We start from the raw sequence: 18,466 nt of genomic DNA, 5'->3' as shown, positions 1-18,466 counted from the left end.
TGTTCTAGCGTGTGCAGTGGCTCTCCTTGCGGCCGATATTGTTCGGCCCAGCGGTTATTTTCCTTTCGATCGTAAGGATTTTGTGCCTTTAGCTGAAGGCCTTATCTTTTTCCTTTCGATGATGAGGATTTTTCATGGTGATTCGCATCAAACATGCCTCTGACTTGGGCCCCTTGATTCGGGCTGTGCGTAGGCGCCAGGGGATGCTCCCTTCAGGCTCGCGCTGTAGTAATGGAACGACGACGGCGTATTGGTTCAGCATTGGGTGAACTACCGCCGAGCTTTGCCAACCGGCGCGCTGCCGCTTGCTGTGTGCGGGTGGTTGCCACATGCGGTTCGCTGGGCAGCGCACCCTGGATTGATCGGGCCACGAACTCATTGAGGGTAATCCCCTGCCGCTTGGCTTCGTAAGCCGCCTGTTTGTGTAGCCCGGCGCCGATACGGACATTGAAGCTTCCTTTGAACGGCTGGTCAGGCTCCACTTGGCGACCAACACAGCTCTGGAGGTAGGCGTCCACCGCGCTATGGAACGCCTGCTCTAGCTCCGCGACCGACGTGCCGTCGAACAGGATCAGGGCATCGATAAATTCCACCTTGCCACACAGGCATCGATCATCAGCGCTGAACTCGACTGACCCCAGGTAACCACGGTATTCCAGTGTATTGCTCATAGAATTTCCCATATGCGCAGCTGGCTCCGAATGGCCCTGATCTGATAAGCCTTCAATATCCCACCAGGATGCGGCCGGCTGCAGACAATTCTGTATTCACGGCCCGCTGTCATGATACGAATAAAGAGCTTATGCGAAGAGCTCCGCGCATTTTCATACGATCTGAACCCTAGGCTGCTCAGGAGCGTTTCCAGCTCGTCAAAGCGGAAGTCAGCCGGAGGAGGTGATTTGAGGAAGCGCTGGAGCAATTTTTGCTGTCTCGTCATATGAATAATAGCCAGGTTTCTTTTTGAATGCAACTAAATTTTAGTTGCTATTTCTTGTCCTAGATGAGGCGATACACCACCTCTCGCTGACTTTCGCACAGTCTCAGCCGGCGTTGCATCCGGTTTTGCGTTGATGGGCGAAGTTGCCACTTGGGGGTCACGTGCATCAATCCCCGTTGATGTCCGGATGGGTGCGTGCTATGGTCCCTGCTGATTGACGGCTTCGAGACCCGTGTGGCGGTTTCAGATGCCTGCGATACCGTCGCCGACCAAACCGACTTCGTCTCTTCGACCCCACCCCATGCCGCACAATCTTGCCGCCCTGAGTCCTCTGGATTTTGAAAATCTGTGTGCGGACGTTCTCGGGGCGGATCTATCGGTGCGCTTCGAGCTTTTTGCCCCTGGTCCGGATTCTGGCATCGATTTTCGCTGCCAGGAAGGTGGCGTCAGGATCATCGGGCAGGCAAAGCATTACGCGCAGTGGCGCGACCTGAGGCGAGCGGTGGCGCAAGAGCGTGCCAAGGTAGAGGCACTGAATCCTGGTCGGTACATCCTGTGCACCAGCTGCGCGCTGACTCCAGGGAACAAAGACGAATTACTGGAGCTGCTGGCCCCCTATTGCAAAGGCACAGGGGATATCTGGGGACACGAAGACATAGATGCAGCGCTCGGCCGGTATCCGCAGGTCTTGCGGCGGCACGTCAAGCTGTGGCTGCAAGACGAGGCGCAATTACAGGCCGTCCTGCACAACGGGCTGTTGCAGCTGAGTGCAGCCCGGCAGGCCGAGTTGCAGCAGGAAATGGAGCATTTCGTCGTTCACCCACTGATCGATCGCCTGTATCAGCACCTGCAGCAGCAGGCCGTGCTGCTGGTCTCTGGTGCCGCCGGAGTGGGCAAGACCACCGCGTGCACCTACCTGTCGCTGCAGCTCGCGGCTGCGGATGGCTATGAGTTTCACTTCCTGCACGACATGTCCAGCATCAAGGACGTCTGGAGCCTGTTGCAGACGGGGCGCAAGCAGTGCTTCGTCATGGATGATTTCCTTGGCGCCACGTTTCTGGATCCCCGAGACGCACTGGGCCTTGAGCAGGAACTGGTCACCTTGCTCAATAAGGCTTTGCGTTCAGATGGGAATCTGAAGCTGCTGCTGGCAACCCGTGACTACGTGCTCAGCCAAGCGGCTGAACGGTTGCCCAAGCTCAACGCATGGTTGGATGTCAAAAAGCAGAAATTTGGCGTGACCATCGAATACCTGAAATCACCCATACGGAGCAAGGCCGACATCCTGTACAACCTGATGTTCTACAGCGGCCTAGCGCCCAGTCAACGAAGCGCTCTGGTGCAGAGAAAGTCGTATCGGCGCATCATCGAGCATCGCCACTTCAACCCCAGGTTGTTGAAAAACATCCTCAACGACCCTGGCGCCAACGACGCCAGCGACGTGCATGGCTGGCTGCTGCAGCAACTGAACGACCCCACCCGATATTGGGAGAGCACGTTCCTGCGCCTGAGCGAAGAAGCCCAATGCTTGCTGTATACCCTGGCGCTGGGCCCCTTGCCGATTGACGAACCCACCTTGATGCACGGGTTTGGCACGCTCTATCGGAACATGCACGGGCACCTGCCACAGCCTAACGCCCTGCAGGCGGCGGTGGCGGAACTGGAGCCCAACCTGGTGTCCAGCTTCAGGCATGGGCAAGCCATCTGGTCGCAGTTCGCCAACCCAGGCGTCGCCGACCTGGTGCAGGGGCTGATGTCCCATCATCCCGGCTTGCAAGACGTCCTGATTTCCAGCGTCCGGTTCTACGAGCAAGGAGAACAGCTCCATCGGCTCACCTTGAAGCAGCAGGCTGCCGTTGCACTGACGAAGACGCAATTGGCTGAGCTGTTGCGCGTCATGGAGCGCTGTGTGGACGTAGCGACACCGCGCTTGCAGGAGATGCTTGGCAGGCTGGGGTACGTACAGGTTCTGGGCGAGGCCGATCACCTTGCCAGTCTCTGGAGAACACTGAATGAATGCCGGAACGATCTTTCACCGGCCGACCTGCGGCTCTTGACGGAAAAGCTGGCAGAGCGTGCGCGGCGAGCAGATTGGGGCGCCTGGTGCAAGCAACAAAGCTATGGGGATTTGACCGACATGGCGCTGGCCTTGCTGGAAGGGGAGACCCTGAAGCGCGCGGTGTTGGCCATGATAGAGAACATCCGCAACTCGCAAGATGCCCTGTACATGGCGCAACTTTACAAGTCGGCCAATGGCGTGCCCGCCTTGACGGATCACGAAGCTCGGGTGCTGCTCACCCATATCGTCGCAGCCTGCGCTGAAGAGATCGACCACGCGGACGATGAGGATCATCTGAACGCAATCCTGATCGACGTCGAAGAAATCCAGGAACTGGTTTCGGTGGACATGGATGACGTCAAATATGGCGCGTGGTCGAAACTGGAGGGCATCGAGCGATCACGGGAATATGAAGAGGACGAGGAGCCCGACCTTGAATCCATTCGTCAGCATCGTGTGGCGAATCAGGCTGAGTGGTCTTACGTCGCAGCGCTTTTTGAACGCGGCGGCGCGTGAGTGCCCGCCGTGGGGCTGTCGTTTCTGGCGTCGACGACGCACCCCCTGCAGGTTTTTACCGTTACTGCGGTCGGCACATGCTATGATCGCGTTCACGCCGTGAACAGGCGTCTTGCGCTTGCTGAACGTGTCACAGCACGGCGGTAGCGTGTCAAACATGACAGATTTACAGCTCACTCCCCACGAAGAAAGCCACCTCAAGGTGCTGCGCCTGCTGGAATCCGACCCCAGCCTGAGTCAGCGCGAGCTGTCGCACGCCTTGGGCTTGAGCCTGGGCAAGACCAATTACTGCGTTCGGGCCTTGCTGGATAAAGGACTGCTCAAGATGCAGAACTTCAGAAACAGCGAAAACAAGCTGTCATACGCTTATCTGTTGACGCCTGCTGGCGTTACCGCCAAGGCCCAGCTGACTCGCGATTTCCTGAGCCGCAAGATGCAGGAGTACGAGAACCTGAAGGTGGAGATCGAGCGGCTGAAAGCAGAAGTAGAGGCCTCGTGAGCAATACGGCGACACAGACCACCCTACCACCCGCCACGCTCTGGCAATTGGGCTGTGGTTTCTGGTCGCACCTGGTCGCCCGTCGCAAGCGCCAATTGGCCGTATTGTTGGTCCTGATGGTGCTGGCATCTTTTGCCGAAGTCCTGAGCTTGGGCGCTGTGCTGCCCTTTCTAGGCGTGCTTACCCAGCCAGAGAAGGTCTTTGCACACCCCGCCATCCAGCCTGTGCTGGCATGGCTGCACATCGCTACCCCCGCCCAGCTGCTATTGCCAGTTACCGTTGCCTTCATCATTGCTGCGCTGCTGGCTGGTGCCATGCGTCTGTTGCTGCTTTACGTCAGCACCAAGCTGTCTTTCGCAGTTGGGGCGGACTTCAGCTACCAGATCTATCGCCGCACCCTGTACCAACCTTATGCTGTGCATGTTTCGCGCAACAGCAGCGAGGTGATCAGCGGGGTGACGAGCAAGGTTGCCGCCGTCATCTATTATTTCCTCACCCCAGTACTGACGCTCGCCAGCAGCAGTGTGATTCTGGTGGCTATCCTTGCCGCCTTGCTGGCGGTCGACCCTATGATGTCGATCATCGCATTTTTCGGCTTCGGTGGTATTTATGGGGTGGTCATTCTGGCCAGCCGCAGGCGTCTGCTGTTCTACAGCCAAAAAATCGCGGCTGAATCCGATCAAGTCATCAAGGTCCTGCAGGAAGGCTTGGGCGGTATCCGCGACGTGCTGATCGACGGCACGCAAGCGACCTATTGCCAGCAATACCGACAGGCCGACGTCCCGCTGCGTCACGCCCAGGCCGGTAGCCTGGTCATCGCTGGGGCGCCCCGCTATGCGGCAGAAGCGCTGGGCATGGTTTTCATTGCTATCCTGGCCTATGCCATGGCGCGGCAGCCAGGGGGAGTCAGCAATACCATTACTTTGCTGGGGGTTCTTGCACTGGGTGCCCAGCGCCTGCTGCCTGTGCTGCAGCAAAGTTATCAGGCTATCGTGCAGTTGCGTAGTGGTCGTCATTCATTGCAAGATGCGCTGGGCTTGATAGGCCAGCCGATTGATCCGGACGTATATGAATCTACCGAGGCTCTTCCGTTCGAACGTGCCATCGAGCTGCGTGGCCTAGGCTTTCGGTATGTTGTAGACGGCCCACAGGTGCTGAGAGACATCGATCTTCGCATTGCGCGCGGTAGCCGTGTGGGCATCATGGGAGCCACAGGTAGCGGAAAAAGCACTTTGCTGGATATCGTCATGGGCCTGCTGCATCCTACCACAGGAGGCATCTGGATTGATGACCGTCACCTGGAGCCGGCGACGCAGCGCGCCTGGCAGCGTCGTATCGCACACGTACCGCAGACTATCTACCTGGCTGATACTACGGTCGCAGAGAATATTGCCTTTGGGGTGCCCCCAGGCCAGATCGATCACTACCGGGTGAAACTGGCTGCAGATCGAGCGCAGATCGCCGGCTACATTGAGTCCCTGCGGGACGGATATGACACCTTCGTGGGTGAGCGTGGGGTACGCCTCTCCGGTGGCCAGCGTCAGCGCATCGGCATCGCTCGCGCGCTCTACAAGCAGGCGGAAGTCATCATCTTTGACGAAGCCACCAGCGCACTCGATAACGAGACTGAGCAGGCCGTAATGGACGGCATCGAAGGACTGGGGCCCGATTTGACGGTGCTGATCATTGCCCACCGACTGACGACGCTGCGAGGGTGTGATCTTGTGGTGGAATTGCGGCACGGGCGAGTGGTCAGGGCAGGGAGTTATGGGGATGTGGTCAATGGGCGGGATGTATCCGCACTCACCATCGAAGAGCTTGCTGCGCGTATGCAAATATCTACTGGTTGATGGTGTGCTGTGAACAAATACTTGAAAAAGATACTGAAGCCAGCTTATAAAGCGGCATTACTTGGTGGCTTTAATCCCACCCTATTCCGTGCCCTGAAGTACTATCCACGATATCGCCGCGAGCGCAACAGGTTCATTGCGGCAGGCGGGGCTATAACTCATAGCTATCCGATCCTCACCGACTACACGGAACAGGCTGGTACAGCAAGCGGGCACTATTTTCATCAGGACTTGCTCGTGGCCTCCTTCATTTACCAAGCGCAGCCAAAGCGTCACATCGACGTTGGATCTCGAGTGGATGGCTTTGTCGCCCATGTTGCGACTTTTCGCGAAATCGAGGTCATGGACGTCCGTGCAATGCAGAACACTGGTCACGAGAATATAAAGTTCCTTAAGTCAGATCTTATGGACCCTGCTGCTGTCTCTGTTGGCATGGCAGACTCCGTGTCCTGTCTGCATGCGTTGGAGCACTTTGGTCTTGGCCGCTATGGAGACAGGGTTGACCCTGATGGCCATCGAAAAGGGTTTCGGAACCTGATACGCATGGTCTCTGAAGGGGGGCGGCTATATATCAGTTTTCCCATCGCGAGTAGCGAACAGGTGCATTTCAACGCACATCGAGTTTTCAGGCCTCATCAGATCTTGGAATGGTTGTCCCCTCAGGATGGTTTAAGCCTCACTAGGTTCGACTACGTGGACGACTCTGGCATCTTGCATCAGATTGCTGATCCGACCTGCATAACAGACGATCTGAAATTCGGGTGTGGTATCTATTCTTTCCAAAAATCTGGAAATAATCTGGTGCTTGCCGAAGACTCATGAATTTGCCCGCTGAAGCGGGTGTTTAGACTATGGGTGGAACATGCATCTCTTCGTAGACTCAGTGGCGCGGCGCTTAGGTGGCTCGCGCCGTCTGGCTGGCGCTGTACGATATATCTCACAATATGCTGATGGATTGGTATTTGGTAGCTACAGTCTCGCGGACGAAGCCGCCTTGGCAGCATCGTTTTTACAATTAGATACTCGGGGGGGGGGGTAATAGATGTGGGTGCCAATAAAGGCGACTGGTCTGCGGCATTGCTCAAACTTAAACCGAAATTTGGGAAGCTCCTTGTCTGTGAACCGCAGGCTTCTTTAAGGCCCAGTTTGGTGAACCTTCTCGCCCCTAGTCACGATGTCTTCATCGAACAGGTGGCCGTGGGGGCGTCACCAGGTGATATGGTTCTGTATGCAGACCATGCGGGGAGTCCTCTTGCATCGATGTATCATCGAGACATCTCACACTACAATATTTCAATGGATCAGCAGCAAACTGTCTCGGTAACGACTGTAGATTTACTATTAGAGAAATATGAACTTGCATCTGTGTCATTTCTCAAATTGGATGCCGAGGGTCATGAGTTTGAAATTTTGAAGGGTGCACAGCATTCCCTTTCCGATTGCCGGATACGCGCACTCTCGTTCGAATTTGGTGGTTGCAATATAGATTCAAGAACTTATTTTAAGGATTTTTGGCAGCTGCTCGTTCGAGAGCATGGGTATAGTATGTTTCGAATATTGCCGTCTCGCCTTTTACTTAGGCTAAAAGAATATAGTGAGACACTCGAACAGTTTAATTGGCAGACGGTATTGGCGTGTGCGCCGGGGCAAACACCGTCTTGGAGAGTTGTGTAGTCGGCAGTTTCTCGCGGCAGGTATTGTGTTGAGTCTGCGCCCTATAGTGCGTGGTATTTGTGTCGTGTAAAGTTTGGTAGCGGAGTGCGTAGCCCTATGATCATTCTAGTTGGTGAAGGCCGCTTGGGGAATCAGCTATTTCAGTACGCCTATCTTGCCAATCGGTATCCTGGAAAAATCATATGGTGTATGGGCTGTGAAGGACTCAAGCAGCATGTGTTAACTGGGCCTGTCAGGTATTTTCCCAGAACTGCACGTTGGTGGCGATTGCTGTCAAAGGCGCTAGTCTGTTTGGCTCGGTTGCATGTGATCCGCTTGCTGGCTGAAACAGGCCAGGAGTGTGGACGATATGTGATCAATCTACAGTGGGGCCTAGTGCCCTGGGTAGTGGTCGTTGCTGGTAGCTACTTCCAGCATGCATCCATTCTTCCATCGGCCGCACCAGTAAGTCCTTCGATGCGGTGCTTAGAGGCTGCCCAGCGGTGGTTGGCGGAAAAGCGCGTAGAGCAAGGAATAGCGAGGGGTCGTGAATTCGTCTTTGTGCATGTTCGGCGCGGAGACTATTTGCGATGGCCATCACGGGAGGCGCCAGCGGTTCTGCCACTAGAATGGTATAGGCGAGCAATGGATTGGATACGGACTGAGGTCAAGGACCCGGTTTTTGTTGTGCTTGGTGATGATCTGCCATATATCTTTGAATTTTTTACTGAGTCACAGGATCTGATTATTTCGGATGCTGATGAGGGAGTAGATATGGCAATAATGTCGAAGTGTTCTCACGGGATTCTTTCGGCTAGCACCTTCGCGTGGTGGGGTGCCTTTCTTTCACGCGAATCAGGGGGATACAAATTACCACATGAAAAACGATATATTGCACCGCTCTTTTGGGCGGGACATAGGTCTGGAGCTTGGTTCCCCGGCGACTTCTATACTTCATGGCTGACTTACATGTAAGCCGCGGGGCCTTGCCGCTTTTCAACTCCTCTTTGTCTAGAAGGTCCTGACCTCGATGATGGGCTTGATAGGGCATGTGTCGCAACGCAGAACCTAAGGACAGTTATGGTGGGAGGCGAGTCAGCCTTTATTGTGAGCCCTGGACGACGCTGTACCGATATGTCTCCTTACGGCAGCACTGTGTGATGATGTTGGGTTGTGGTGCTACGGGCGCTGTTCACTAGCACACTACACATATCCGCCACTTGCTTGTTATTCGCCGGTAGGCTAGGCATCTGTCTTCAGGTCTCTTTATATCATTATGGTATACGTGCTGATTGTTGCACGCCACCTCTATGTAGAATGTAGGAGTTCCTAAATATGTGTGGTATCGTCGGCATCTTTACCAAAAACGGTGAAGCAGTTCGGAGTATTACCACCGCTGATCTGCTTAGGCTAGGCCATCGAGGGCCAGATGACCACGGCTTGTTCGTTGATGCTAATATACAGCTTGGCCATACTAGGCTTGCAATCATAGATCTCACCGAGTCGGGCCATCAGCCTATGGCCGATTCAACAGGCCGGTATGTTGTCACCTACAATGGTGAAATCTACAATTACATAGAGCTACGAGCAGAATTGGAGAGTTCGGGGGAGAAATTCTACACGAGGAGTGACACAGAGGTCTTGCTCGCGGCCTATAGGGTGTGGGGCAGAAATTGTGTTAGTAAGTTTCGTGGGATGTTTGCATTTGCCCTCTGGGATCGATTAAAACAAGTCCTCTTTCTGGCTCGTGATCGTTGTGGAGAGAAGCCATTATTTATTTTTCAAGACGATGAGCAGCTAGTATTTGCTTCCGAGCTTAAAGGCCTTGTTCCTCTATTAAGCAGACGCCCCGCCCTTAACGCCGACGCTGTGGATATGTATCTTCACTTTCAGTATGTGCCGGAACCAATTACTCTTCTTTCTGGGGTGACAAAGCTGCCAGCGGCCCATACATTAGAGATATCCGTTGCAGATTGGGAAGCGACGCCAAAAAGATATTGGGATGTAGAACACGTATCGCGCGAGGCTTCGTTACTACGGGATAGGCCTCCTATTGCAATTATTCGGGAGACTCTGGAGGAGTCAGTTGCATTGACTCTTCGCGCTGATGTCCCAGTGGCGGTAGCGCTATCTGGTGGCATAGATTCTGGCGCAATCGCTGCCTTTGCACAAAAGCGAAGCCGAGAGCCAGTACACGCCTTTAGCATAGGATATCCAGGGAGGCCATCCTTTGATGAGCGCGAGAAGGCGCGCATTTTAGCAGTTTCGCTGGGTTTAATTATGCATGAGGTGGAGCTACCAACAGATCAGTTCGTGAGTTTTTTTCCAGATCTTGTGCGGCTAATGGATGAGCCGATTGCAGACCCTGCAGCGTTTGGCCACTACGCGGTACCGAAGGCTGTTGCGGAACAAGGGATCAAGGTGCTTTTAACAGGCATCGGTGGCGACGAGGTTTTTTGGGGTTACGACTGGGTTACCAATTGTGTATCAGCAAACCAATTTTTAATTAGCAGGCCGTTCATGGCAAGACTGATCTTTTGGGCTCGTCATCCGGTGGCTCAGCGCCGATTGGCTCAGATTTCCCAGCATCCCCGTATTCCTAGCACCGTGCGCCGCTGGGCCGGTGTATTTCGCGCGATTGGCGATCCGAATGCCCCCGCCGGCCAATTGCGTTTTTATTCAACTGAAGGGGGGTTTTCAGCTGCGTTTAGTCTCAAGGATGCGATCTATGGTCCAGCGATGCGACAGGTTGATGTCGTTGCCAACCCGTTTCGGTTGACGGACATTGGTGTGAGGGCTGTTGATGCCGTTCCGGCTGCTATCATCCGTTTGCTCTTCGATACTTGGATGGTCTCAAACGCCGTTGCATTGGGTGATCGTGTCTCAATGTCAGTAGGTGTCGAGGCACGATTGCCGTTTCTTGATTCAATATTGATAGAGCGAGTGATGGCATTGCGGGATTCGCGGCCGGACCATGTGCTGGGACAAAAGGCTTTATTGCGGCGTTCCTTGCGAGGTGTCTTGCCAGATAATGTTTTAGCACGCCGAAAAGCAGGGTTTCAGCCGCCAGTAAAGGAGTGGCTGTTGGGGGTTGTGTCAGAGTATGGACAGACTCTGGTTGACGGTGAACTTACGAGCCAGCGTTTCTTTGACCGTAACGGTGTTCAAAAACTATTGTCAGGTGCAATGGGTGGAAATTGGCAGCAATTGTTTTTTGCATATAAACTCGTATTGCTGGAGTTTTGGTATCAGAAGGTGGTGCTTTCATGCTGACGTCGTCCATCAATCAAAATTCAAATTAACTTAATATTTGGCTTCGTGGTTGTTTCAAGATAGGATGAACATTACTATCGCCGGTGTCGGTTACGTAGGTCTCTCGAACGCATTGCTGCTTGCGCAGCACAATCATGTGTCTGCCTATGATGTGGATATTGGAAAAATTGAATTGCTTAAGCGGCATATGAGTCCAATCGATGACTCTGATATTCAGCAATATCTAGGCGTTACTGAGAACATATACTTCACCGCTGATAAACGTGAGGCTTATGCAGGTGCTGATCTTGTGATTATTGCTACGCCTACTGACTATGACCCAGATGCCAATTACTTCAATACCCGATCAATTGAATCGGTGATTTCTGATGTACGAGAAATTAATTCCAACGCGATGGTGGTGATAAAGTCAACGGTGCCGGTTGGCTATACCGCGCGAATGCGTGAACACTTCGATACTGGTCTATTGATGTTTTCTCCTGAATTCCTCCGTGAGGGTCATGCGCTGCACGATAATCTCTATCCTAGCCGTATCATCGTCGGTGATAAGACAGATATGGGGCGCCGGTTTGCTGCTTTGATGCAGGAAGGAGCGATCAAGAAGGACGTGCCGACGCTTTTGATGGACAGTACCGAGGCCGAGGCAGTAAAACTTTTCTCCAACACCTACCTGGCGATGCGGGTGGCATATTTCAACGAATTAGACACCTACGCCAGGGTGCGGGGTCTAGACACTCGGCAGATCATTGACGGGGTGTGTTTGGACTCACGTATAGGTAGTCACTACAATAACCCTAGCTTTGGGTATGGTGGCTATTGTCTACCGAAGGATACGCGCCAGCTGCTGGCAAATTACCAGGATGTGCCTCAGAGTCTTATTCATGCGATTGTCGATGCTAATGCGACCCGCAAGGATTTTATAGCAGAGGATATTCTTCGTCAGAACCCAAAGACGGTGGGCATCTATCGGCTAGTGATGAAGGCGGGGTCGGATAATTTCCGTGCTTCTGCGGTGCAGGGCGTCATGAAACGGCTGAAAGCAAAGGGAGTGCGAGTCATTGTATATGAGCCGGTCTTGCGGCACGTGGAGTTCTTTCATTCACCCGTGTTGCATGATCTATCAGAGTTCAAACGGCAGGCAGATCTGATCGTGGCCAACCGTTTAACGGCGGATCTGGCAGATGTGTCTGCACGAGTCTATACCCGAGATCTCTTCGGTTCTGATAGCTGATGATGGGCATAGCATGAATATCCCGGTTCTTCTATTGATCTTCAATCGCCCAGACACAACTCAGGCCGTTTTTGATGTGATTAGAGCGGCTAAGCCTACTCGCCTGTATGTCGCCTGCGACGGCGCTCGCCAGGGGCGCCCTGAAGAGTCGTTGGCGGTGGAGTACACGCGCACGCTTGCCACTGCGGTCGATTGGGAATGTCGGGTTTACACGTTGTTTCGTGACCGGAATTTAGGGTGTCGCTTAGCAGTCAGTGGAGCGCTGGATTGGTTCTTCGATCAGGAAGAACGCGGCATTGTGCTGGAGGATGATTGTGTAGTCGATGCTAGTTTCTTTCCGTTTGTATCGGAATTACTCACCCGATATGCAGATGACGAACGCGTAATGGCTATTTCGGCCATGCACGCACATGGCAATGCACATCGACCAAACACTAGCTATTTTTTTAGCCGATACAATCACTGTTGGGGCTGGGCCTCATGGCGGCGCGCATGGCGCATGTATGATCATGATATGGATTTATGGCCTTCGTTGAGAGAAACCGACTGGCTTCTCCGGCTCGGTAGCGGCAATCGTCTGTTTTCTCGGTATTGGACGAATATTTTTGATCGAGCACATGCGGGGCAGATAGATAGTTGGGCCTATCGCTGGACCTTTACGTGCTGGGCACAACATGGGCTTTCTGTTCTCCCTGCCTATAATCTAGTCAAAAATATCGGTTTTGGAATCGGAGCCACACATACCACGGACGTTAAAAGTCCGCTCGGTTCGCTCAAATTAGAGTCGCTAGAGTTCCCACTGGTCCATCCTTCTGGGATGGTGCGTGATGCGAGGGCGGATATATGGACCGACGACAATATATTTGGAATCAGAAGAATTAACGCGCTGAAGGAAGCGCTGCGAGTTCTCCCGGGTGGGGAGATCCTCGCTTCCATCTATCGCGGTATGAAAGGCTCGTAGATCTATTTTTGGCAGACATGAACTGGAGATGCCTTTGATAAGCTATATGAAGAAACTTGTACGGCGTGCTATCCACCGTGGAGGGGGGCTGACTGATCTTCAGTTGAGTGGGATCATAGATAGGGCGTTGCTCCTACCTGCGAAACGGCTTGTTAAGCTCGGTACGACCTATGGAGGGTGGGTACTTCCATTGGATAGTGGTTTGACTAAAGATTCAACTTGTTATCTCGCTGGGGCTGGTGAAGACATTAGCTTTGATACGATCTTGGTTCGGCAATTTGGGTGCCGCGTACGGATCATCGACCCCACCCCTCGGGCTATTAAGCATTTTGAAGCATTATCGGAGGCAGTGGCTGCTGGGAGGCCATTCTCCGTGAATGGGAGTACAAGCGAGTTTTATCATGTTTCTCCCTCAGATCTTGAAAGGATGTCGTTTCTGCCAATCGGCTTGGCAGGCTTGGACCAAGAGATGAAGTTCTACTTCCCTAAAGATCCTCAGCATGTTTCGTGTTCAACTGCGAACCTGCAGAGAACTTCTGAGTTCTTCACGGCGCAGTGTCACCGTCTATCTGCGATAATGAAACAGCAGGGTGACTATAAAATCGATCTATTGAAAATAGATATAGAAGGTGCTGAATATGAGGTGATTCGGGACATCACGGATTCTGGCGTGCCACCGAGACTGTTATTAGTTGAATTTGATGAGGCCCATTCCCCCTTGGATGCTCAAGCTAGCAGTAGGATTGCTGCGAGTGTGAAACAGTTATTGGATGCTGGTATGCATTGTGTTGCGATTGATGGTTCTAACCTAACATTCGTTCTTGATAGATGAAAAAATTGTAGCTGCCATATTGATTTAGAATCACGAAATTCTTGGACTGGTCTGTGTGTTTTTATTTTTTGCGTAGGATTATATGTCTCGCAATGCATATACCAACCAGATGGCGTGATTTATCATTATTGTTGTTTGCGGTGGAATTGGTGGCGGAACGAGAGCTTGGGGGAACGGCTTTGGCCTGTGGGCTGGTGTTCCATCGTAGACTGGCAGAGTTGTGCGAACTTCAAAAGTAAGAATTAGATAATTTTTCCTTTAAGGTAGATTATTTTCATGGGATGTACTAACCATTGATTGAAATGAACTTGTTAAGGGATGCAGGGCGTATTATAAAATGAAAAATAAAATAAACCTTGGATGTGGCCCGATCTATGTGGACAGTCCCGATTGGCTGAATTTGGACTTTCAGTCATCGGGGCGGGCTGTCCGTGCGGCAAACCTTCTGAATGGGTTGCCTGCCCAAGACGAAAGTGCCAAATTAGTCTACTCGTCACATTTCCTGGAACACGTACCACGGGGTTTGATTTCATCGGTTATTTCTGAATGTTTTCGAGTTTTGGCGCCCGGTGGGGTGATTCGCCTGGTGCTGCCAGATCTGCAGAATATGGCGGCGGAATATTTGCGCTGTCGGTTAGCGGGCGAGCACGAGCGCGCGGACTTTGTTGTCCTTGAAATGGTTGACCAATGTGTGCGCCGCGAACCAGGTGGCGAACTCGGGAAGTATTACCAGAGCATCGCTGTGCCCAGGTGCAGGGATAGTCAATCAATGATCGACTATGTAGCCCTGCGTGTAGGGCGAGCTGAGGTGTCTGCTCACCCTGTAAAGACGGCTTTTTCATTTGGCAGGTTGTCGGCTGCCGTTAGGTCTCGCATATTCGAATTGCGGGTTCGACTTTGCTTGCTGGGCCTGCCAAGGGCCTTTAAGGATCAGAACGTGAGCATGGCAAGTCTTGGTGAGCGGCACCATTGGTTATGGGATTTCCATCAATTGAGCGGGGTCTTGTCGGCTGCTGGCTTTTCTGACGCGCAGGTGGTAACTGCGACTACTAGTAGGGTGGCGGACTTTCCGTTTCAGCAACTTGATGTGGATAATAATGGGACCCCTCGCAAGGGGTTGGAGTCTATGTATGTCGAAGCATGCAAGCAGTAGCAGCTTCTATTTCTAACATGTTGACGGTGTTTGTTCCTTGCTACCTGTTCTCCTTTCATATTCAGATCTGACGGGGGGGGCAGCACGAGCGGCCTTCCGCTTACACTCTGCACTGCTCGATGCAGGCGTCCGCAGCCGTATGTCTGTTGGCACTAAAGTGTCCGACTGGTCAACGGTTGATGGGCCCCATCGGGTGAGAGCGCGTGCTGTGGCGTTGGCCCGCGCTATGATTGGTACGCGAATTGGGAACTTACAGGGTGATCAGGAGCCTGTATATCGGTCAGTATCCTGCCTTCCTTCTCAAGTTCTTCGACGGGCTGCTGTTCAGTCCGCTGACGTTTTACACCTGAACTGGGTTGGCAACGAGTTCATGTCAGTCGCGGAAATCGGCAAGATCTGCCAGCCCTGCGTGTGGACACTGCACGATATGTGGGCGTTTTGTGGGTCGGAACATTATGCGGCGGATGATATTTCCGCGCGTTGGCGTGCTCCCTATACAACGTCCAATAGGGCTTCAAACGAGAGCGGGCTAGATGTTAGCCGCTGGGTATGGTTGCGGAAGAAACGTGCTTGGCAGTACCCGTTGCAAGTTGTGGCACCTAGCCAATGGCTGGCAAATTGCGTTCGTGGGAGCGAGTTGATGGGAGGCTGGCCAGTCTCGGTAGTGCCCAATGTGCTCGACACGGAGCAATTTCAACCGTGGCCCAAGGCGTTGGCAAGGAAGTTGCTGGGCCTTCCCGAGAATAAGCAACTGGTACTGTTTGGCGCGATCGGTGGGGGTACCGATCCTAGAAAGGGCTGGGACCTATTGCAGGGCGCGCTCGAAGCGCTGGCTGCCGCTCACCCCAATTTAGAGTGCGTGGTCTTCGGCCAAAGTGAGCCTGTTCACCCGCCGGAGTTGGGGTTACCCATCCACTGGCTGGGTCGTTTGAACGATGATACGACGATTGCGTTGGCTTACGGCGCGGCGGATGTCACTGTTGTGCCTTCTCGCCAGGAAAATCTTCCACAGACAGGAACTGAGGCACAAGCCTGTGGCTGCCCTGTTGTGGCGTTCAACTGTACGGGGCTGCCAGATGTAGTAGTGCATGGCGAAACAGGCTATTTGGCTAGGCCGTACGATGTGGCTGATTTAGCGCATGGAATATGCTGGGTGTTGGAAGATATCGCCCGGCATGCAGCTCTTTGTGCAGCGGCACGGGAACGCGCCGTGCGGTTGTGGTCTCCGGCTGTTGTAGTACCGCAATATCTGTCAATATACCAGGAAGCCATTGATCGTTGGCATAAGACGTATGGCCAGCCTGTGAATAAATGATAACGTAGAATCAATGATTAAGAAAAAAGCTCTTATCACCGGCATCACAGGCCAGGACGGCTCCTACTTGGCCGAATTTCTCCTTCAGAAGGGCTATGAAGTCCATGGTATCAAGCGGCGTTCTTCGTCGCTGAACACGCAGCGTATCGATCATCTTTACCAGGACCCGCATGAAACGAATCGCCGCTTGGTGCTGCACTATGGTGATCTGTCCGATTCATCCAACCTGATCCGCATCCTGTCCGAAGTTCAACCCGACGAGGTCTACAACCTGGCGGCCCAGTCGCATGTGGCGGTGAGCTTCGAGTCGCCGGAATACACGGCGGACGTCGATGCACTGGGTACCCTGCGTCTGCTCGAGGGCATTCGCTTTCTGGGTCTCGAGGAGAAAACTCGTTTTTACCAGGCTTCTACCTCGGAACTGTTTGGGCTGGTGCAAGAAACCCCGCAGCGCGAAACTACGCCGTTCTACCCGCGCAGCCCCTATGCGGTGGCCAAGCTCTACGCCTATTGGATCACGGTCAATTACCGCGAGGCCTACGGCCTGCACGCCAGTAACGGCATCTTGTTCAATCATGAATCCCCTCGCCGGGGGGAAACCTTCGTCACCCGTAAGATTACACGGGGCTTGTCCAACATCGCGCAAGGGTTGGAGAAATGCCTGTACATGGGCAATATGGACTCGCTGCGCGACTGGGGCCACGCACATGACTACGTGCGAATGCAGTGGTTGATGCTGCAGCAAGAGAAGCCCGATGATTTCGTCATTGCCGCCGGGGTTCAATATTCCGTTCGCGACTTTATTCGCCTGGCGGCGGCAGAGTTGGGCGTCGCCTTGCGTTTCGAGGGCACGGGCGTAGACGAAAAAGGCATCGTCGATAAAGTGGTGGGCGACAGCGCCCCGGCGCTGAAGCCGGGTGATGTGGTGGTGGCGGTGGACCCGCGCTATTTTCGTCCGGCAGAGGTCGAGACCCTGCTAGGTGACGCAAGCAAGGCGCGAGAGAAGCTGGGCTGGGTTCCTGAAATTACCTTGGGGCAGATGGTGACGGAGATGGTGGCGTACGATCTGGATCGGGCCAAGCGTCACGCGCTGCTGAAGCAGCATGGCTACGACGTGCCGGTGGCAAGGGAAGACTGAACCATGGCACGAGCAGTGGATCAGCGGATCTTTGTCGCGGGCCACCGTGGGATGGTGGGGTCCGCCATTGTGCGGCGGTTGCAGGCGCTGGGGTATGGAAACCTGCTGACCGCTACCCATGCCGAGCTGGACCTGACGAATCAGGCGGCAGTGCAGGCTTACTTTGCAGCGCACGCAGTGGATCAGGTCTATCTTGCGGCCGCCAAGGTGGGCGGCATTCACGCGAACAATACCTACCCGGCCGAGTTCATCTACCAAAACCTGCTAATGCAGGCAAACGTGGTGCAGGCTGCGCACGCCCATGGGGTGCAGAAGCTGCTGTTTCTGGGCTCGTCATGCATCTACCCGCGCATGGCCGAGCAGCCCATGCGTGAAGATGCGCTCTTGACCGGTACGCTGGAGTCCACCAACGAGCCCTATGCGGTTGCCAAGATCGCGGGGATCAAGCTGTGCGAGTCGTACAACCGGCAGTACGGGCGGGATTACCGCAGCGTCATGCCGACGAACCTTTATGGTCCAGGGGACAATTTTCATCCGGACGACAGCCATGTGATTCCGGCGCTGATGCGGCGGTTTCATGAGGCCAAGGAGCAGGATGCTCCGCGAGTCGTGGTGTGGGGTAGCGGTGCGCCACGGCGCGAGTTCTTGCATGTGGATGATATGGCGTCTGCCAGCGTGTACGTCATGGAACTGGATGCCACGGTATGGCAGGCGCATACCCGGCCAACGCTCTCGCATGTCAACGTGGGCTGCGGGGCGGACATGACCGTCGGCGAATTGGCTGAATCCATCGCGCGGGTAGTGGGGTTCAAGGGGGGCATAGAGTTCGATGCGAGCCGCCCAGACGGCACCCCCCGTAAACTATTGGATGTGTCCAGATTGTCGGGTCTGGGCTGGAAGGCCTCGATTCCGTTCGAGACTGGTCTGGCAGAGACTTACGATTGGTTCGTGGCGCATAAGGGCGAGGTGCGGGTGTGAATGTTTCAGCCAGCTTGCGAAAGTGCGAGGCCGTAAGTACCATTCCGAGTAGGTGGCCTTGGCGCGTCGAG

At 53.9% G+C, this 18,466-nt stretch carries 15 protein-coding genes; 14 read left to right on the top strand and 1 reads right to left on the bottom strand.

The genetic code is table 11. The features are described 5' to 3' along the window. Positions 1-212: 212 nt before the first annotated feature. Positions 213-671 (bottom strand): type II toxin-antitoxin system HicB family antitoxin, encoded by a 459-nt coding sequence (locus tag VF285_RS11980; RefSeq protein WP_346952863.1) that lies wholly within the window; start codon positions 669-671, stop codon positions 213-215. Between the two features lie 567 nt (positions 672-1,238). Between VF285_RS11980 and VF285_RS11975 the strand changes: the two genes are divergently transcribed. The 14 genes from VF285_RS11975 (at position 1,239) to fcl (ending at position 18,395) form a co-directional block, all read left to right on the top strand. Beyond that, positions 1,239-3,512: a hypothetical protein gene (locus VF285_RS11975; RefSeq protein ID WP_346952862.1), complete on the top strand. Its 2,274-nt coding sequence runs from the start codon at positions 1,239-1,241 to the stop codon at positions 3,510-3,512. 157 nt (positions 3,513-3,669) lie between these two features. Next, positions 3,670-4,011 (top strand): MarR family EPS-associated transcriptional regulator, encoded by a 342-nt coding sequence (locus VF285_RS11970; protein ID WP_346952861.1) that lies wholly within the window; start codon positions 3,670-3,672, stop codon positions 4,009-4,011. Continuing rightward, the gene (locus VF285_RS11965) at positions 4,008-5,861 is read left to right on the top strand and encodes an ABC transporter ATP-binding protein (protein WP_346952860.1); all 1,854 of its coding nucleotides are present in this window, start codon (positions 4,008-4,010) and stop codon (positions 5,859-5,861) included. Before VF285_RS11970 ends, VF285_RS11965 begins: the two co-directional genes overlap by 4 nt. A 9-nt stretch (positions 5,862-5,870) precedes the next feature. Further along, positions 5,871-6,683 (top strand): DUF268 domain-containing protein, encoded by an 813-nt coding sequence (locus VF285_RS11960; RefSeq protein ID WP_346952859.1) that lies wholly within the window; start codon positions 5,871-5,873, stop codon positions 6,681-6,683. 222 nt (positions 6,684-6,905) lie between these two features. Next, positions 6,906-7,535: an FkbM family methyltransferase gene (locus VF285_RS11955; RefSeq protein ID WP_346952858.1), complete on the top strand. Its 630-nt coding sequence runs from the start codon at positions 6,906-6,908 to the stop codon at positions 7,533-7,535. Between the two features lie 96 nt (positions 7,536-7,631). Continuing rightward, entirely contained in the window at positions 7,632-8,489 is an 858-nt protein-coding gene (locus tag VF285_RS14485; RefSeq protein ID WP_414648137.1) for an alpha-1,2-fucosyltransferase, read from the top strand. A gap of 360 nt (positions 8,490-8,849) precedes the next feature. Beyond that, positions 8,850-10,787, top strand: a complete 1,938-nt coding sequence (asnB, locus tag VF285_RS11950) for an asparagine synthase (glutamine-hydrolyzing) (protein ID WP_346952857.1) — start codon at positions 8,850-8,852, stop codon at positions 10,785-10,787. Positions 10,788-10,851: 64 nt separating this feature from the next. Beyond that, positions 10,852-12,018 carry a nucleotide sugar dehydrogenase gene (locus VF285_RS11945; RefSeq protein ID WP_346952856.1) on the top strand — a complete coding sequence of 389 codons (1,167 nt, stop codon included), beginning with the start codon at positions 10,852-10,854 and terminating at the stop codon, positions 12,016-12,018. 13 nt (positions 12,019-12,031) lie between these two features. After that, on the top strand, positions 12,032-12,979 hold the full coding sequence (locus VF285_RS11940; RefSeq protein WP_346952855.1) for a glycosyltransferase family 2 protein: 948 nt from the start codon (positions 12,032-12,034) through the stop codon (positions 12,977-12,979). Between the two features lie 202 nt (positions 12,980-13,181). Next, positions 13,182-13,811: an FkbM family methyltransferase gene (locus tag VF285_RS11935; protein WP_346952854.1), complete on the top strand. Its 630-nt coding sequence runs from the start codon at positions 13,182-13,184 to the stop codon at positions 13,809-13,811. Positions 13,812-14,148: 337 nt separating this feature from the next. Beyond that, the gene (locus VF285_RS14480) at positions 14,149-14,964 is read left to right on the top strand and encodes a class I SAM-dependent methyltransferase (protein WP_414648136.1); all 816 of its coding nucleotides are present in this window, start codon (positions 14,149-14,151) and stop codon (positions 14,962-14,964) included. A gap of 370 nt (positions 14,965-15,334) precedes the next feature. Continuing rightward, positions 15,335-16,279: a glycosyltransferase gene (locus VF285_RS11930; RefSeq protein WP_346952853.1), complete on the top strand. Its 945-nt coding sequence runs from the start codon at positions 15,335-15,337 to the stop codon at positions 16,277-16,279. A gap of 13 nt (positions 16,280-16,292) precedes the next feature. Next, entirely contained in the window at positions 16,293-17,417 is a 1,125-nt protein-coding gene (gene gmd, locus VF285_RS11925) for a GDP-mannose 4,6-dehydratase (RefSeq protein ID WP_346952852.1), read from the top strand. A gap of 3 nt (positions 17,418-17,420) precedes the next feature. Next, entirely contained in the window at positions 17,421-18,395 is a 975-nt protein-coding gene (fcl, locus tag VF285_RS11920; RefSeq protein ID WP_346952851.1) for a GDP-L-fucose synthase, read from the top strand. Positions 18,396-18,466: the final 71 nt, after the last annotated feature.

Origin of the sequence: Castellaniella sp. (genome assembly GCF_036379515.1) — a bacterium.
Classification (GTDB): Bacteria; Pseudomonadota; Gammaproteobacteria; order Burkholderiales; family Burkholderiaceae_B; genus Castellaniella.
The sequence above is the reverse complement of the archived record's forward strand: the minus strand, read 5'-3'. Positions and strand labels throughout refer to the sequence as shown.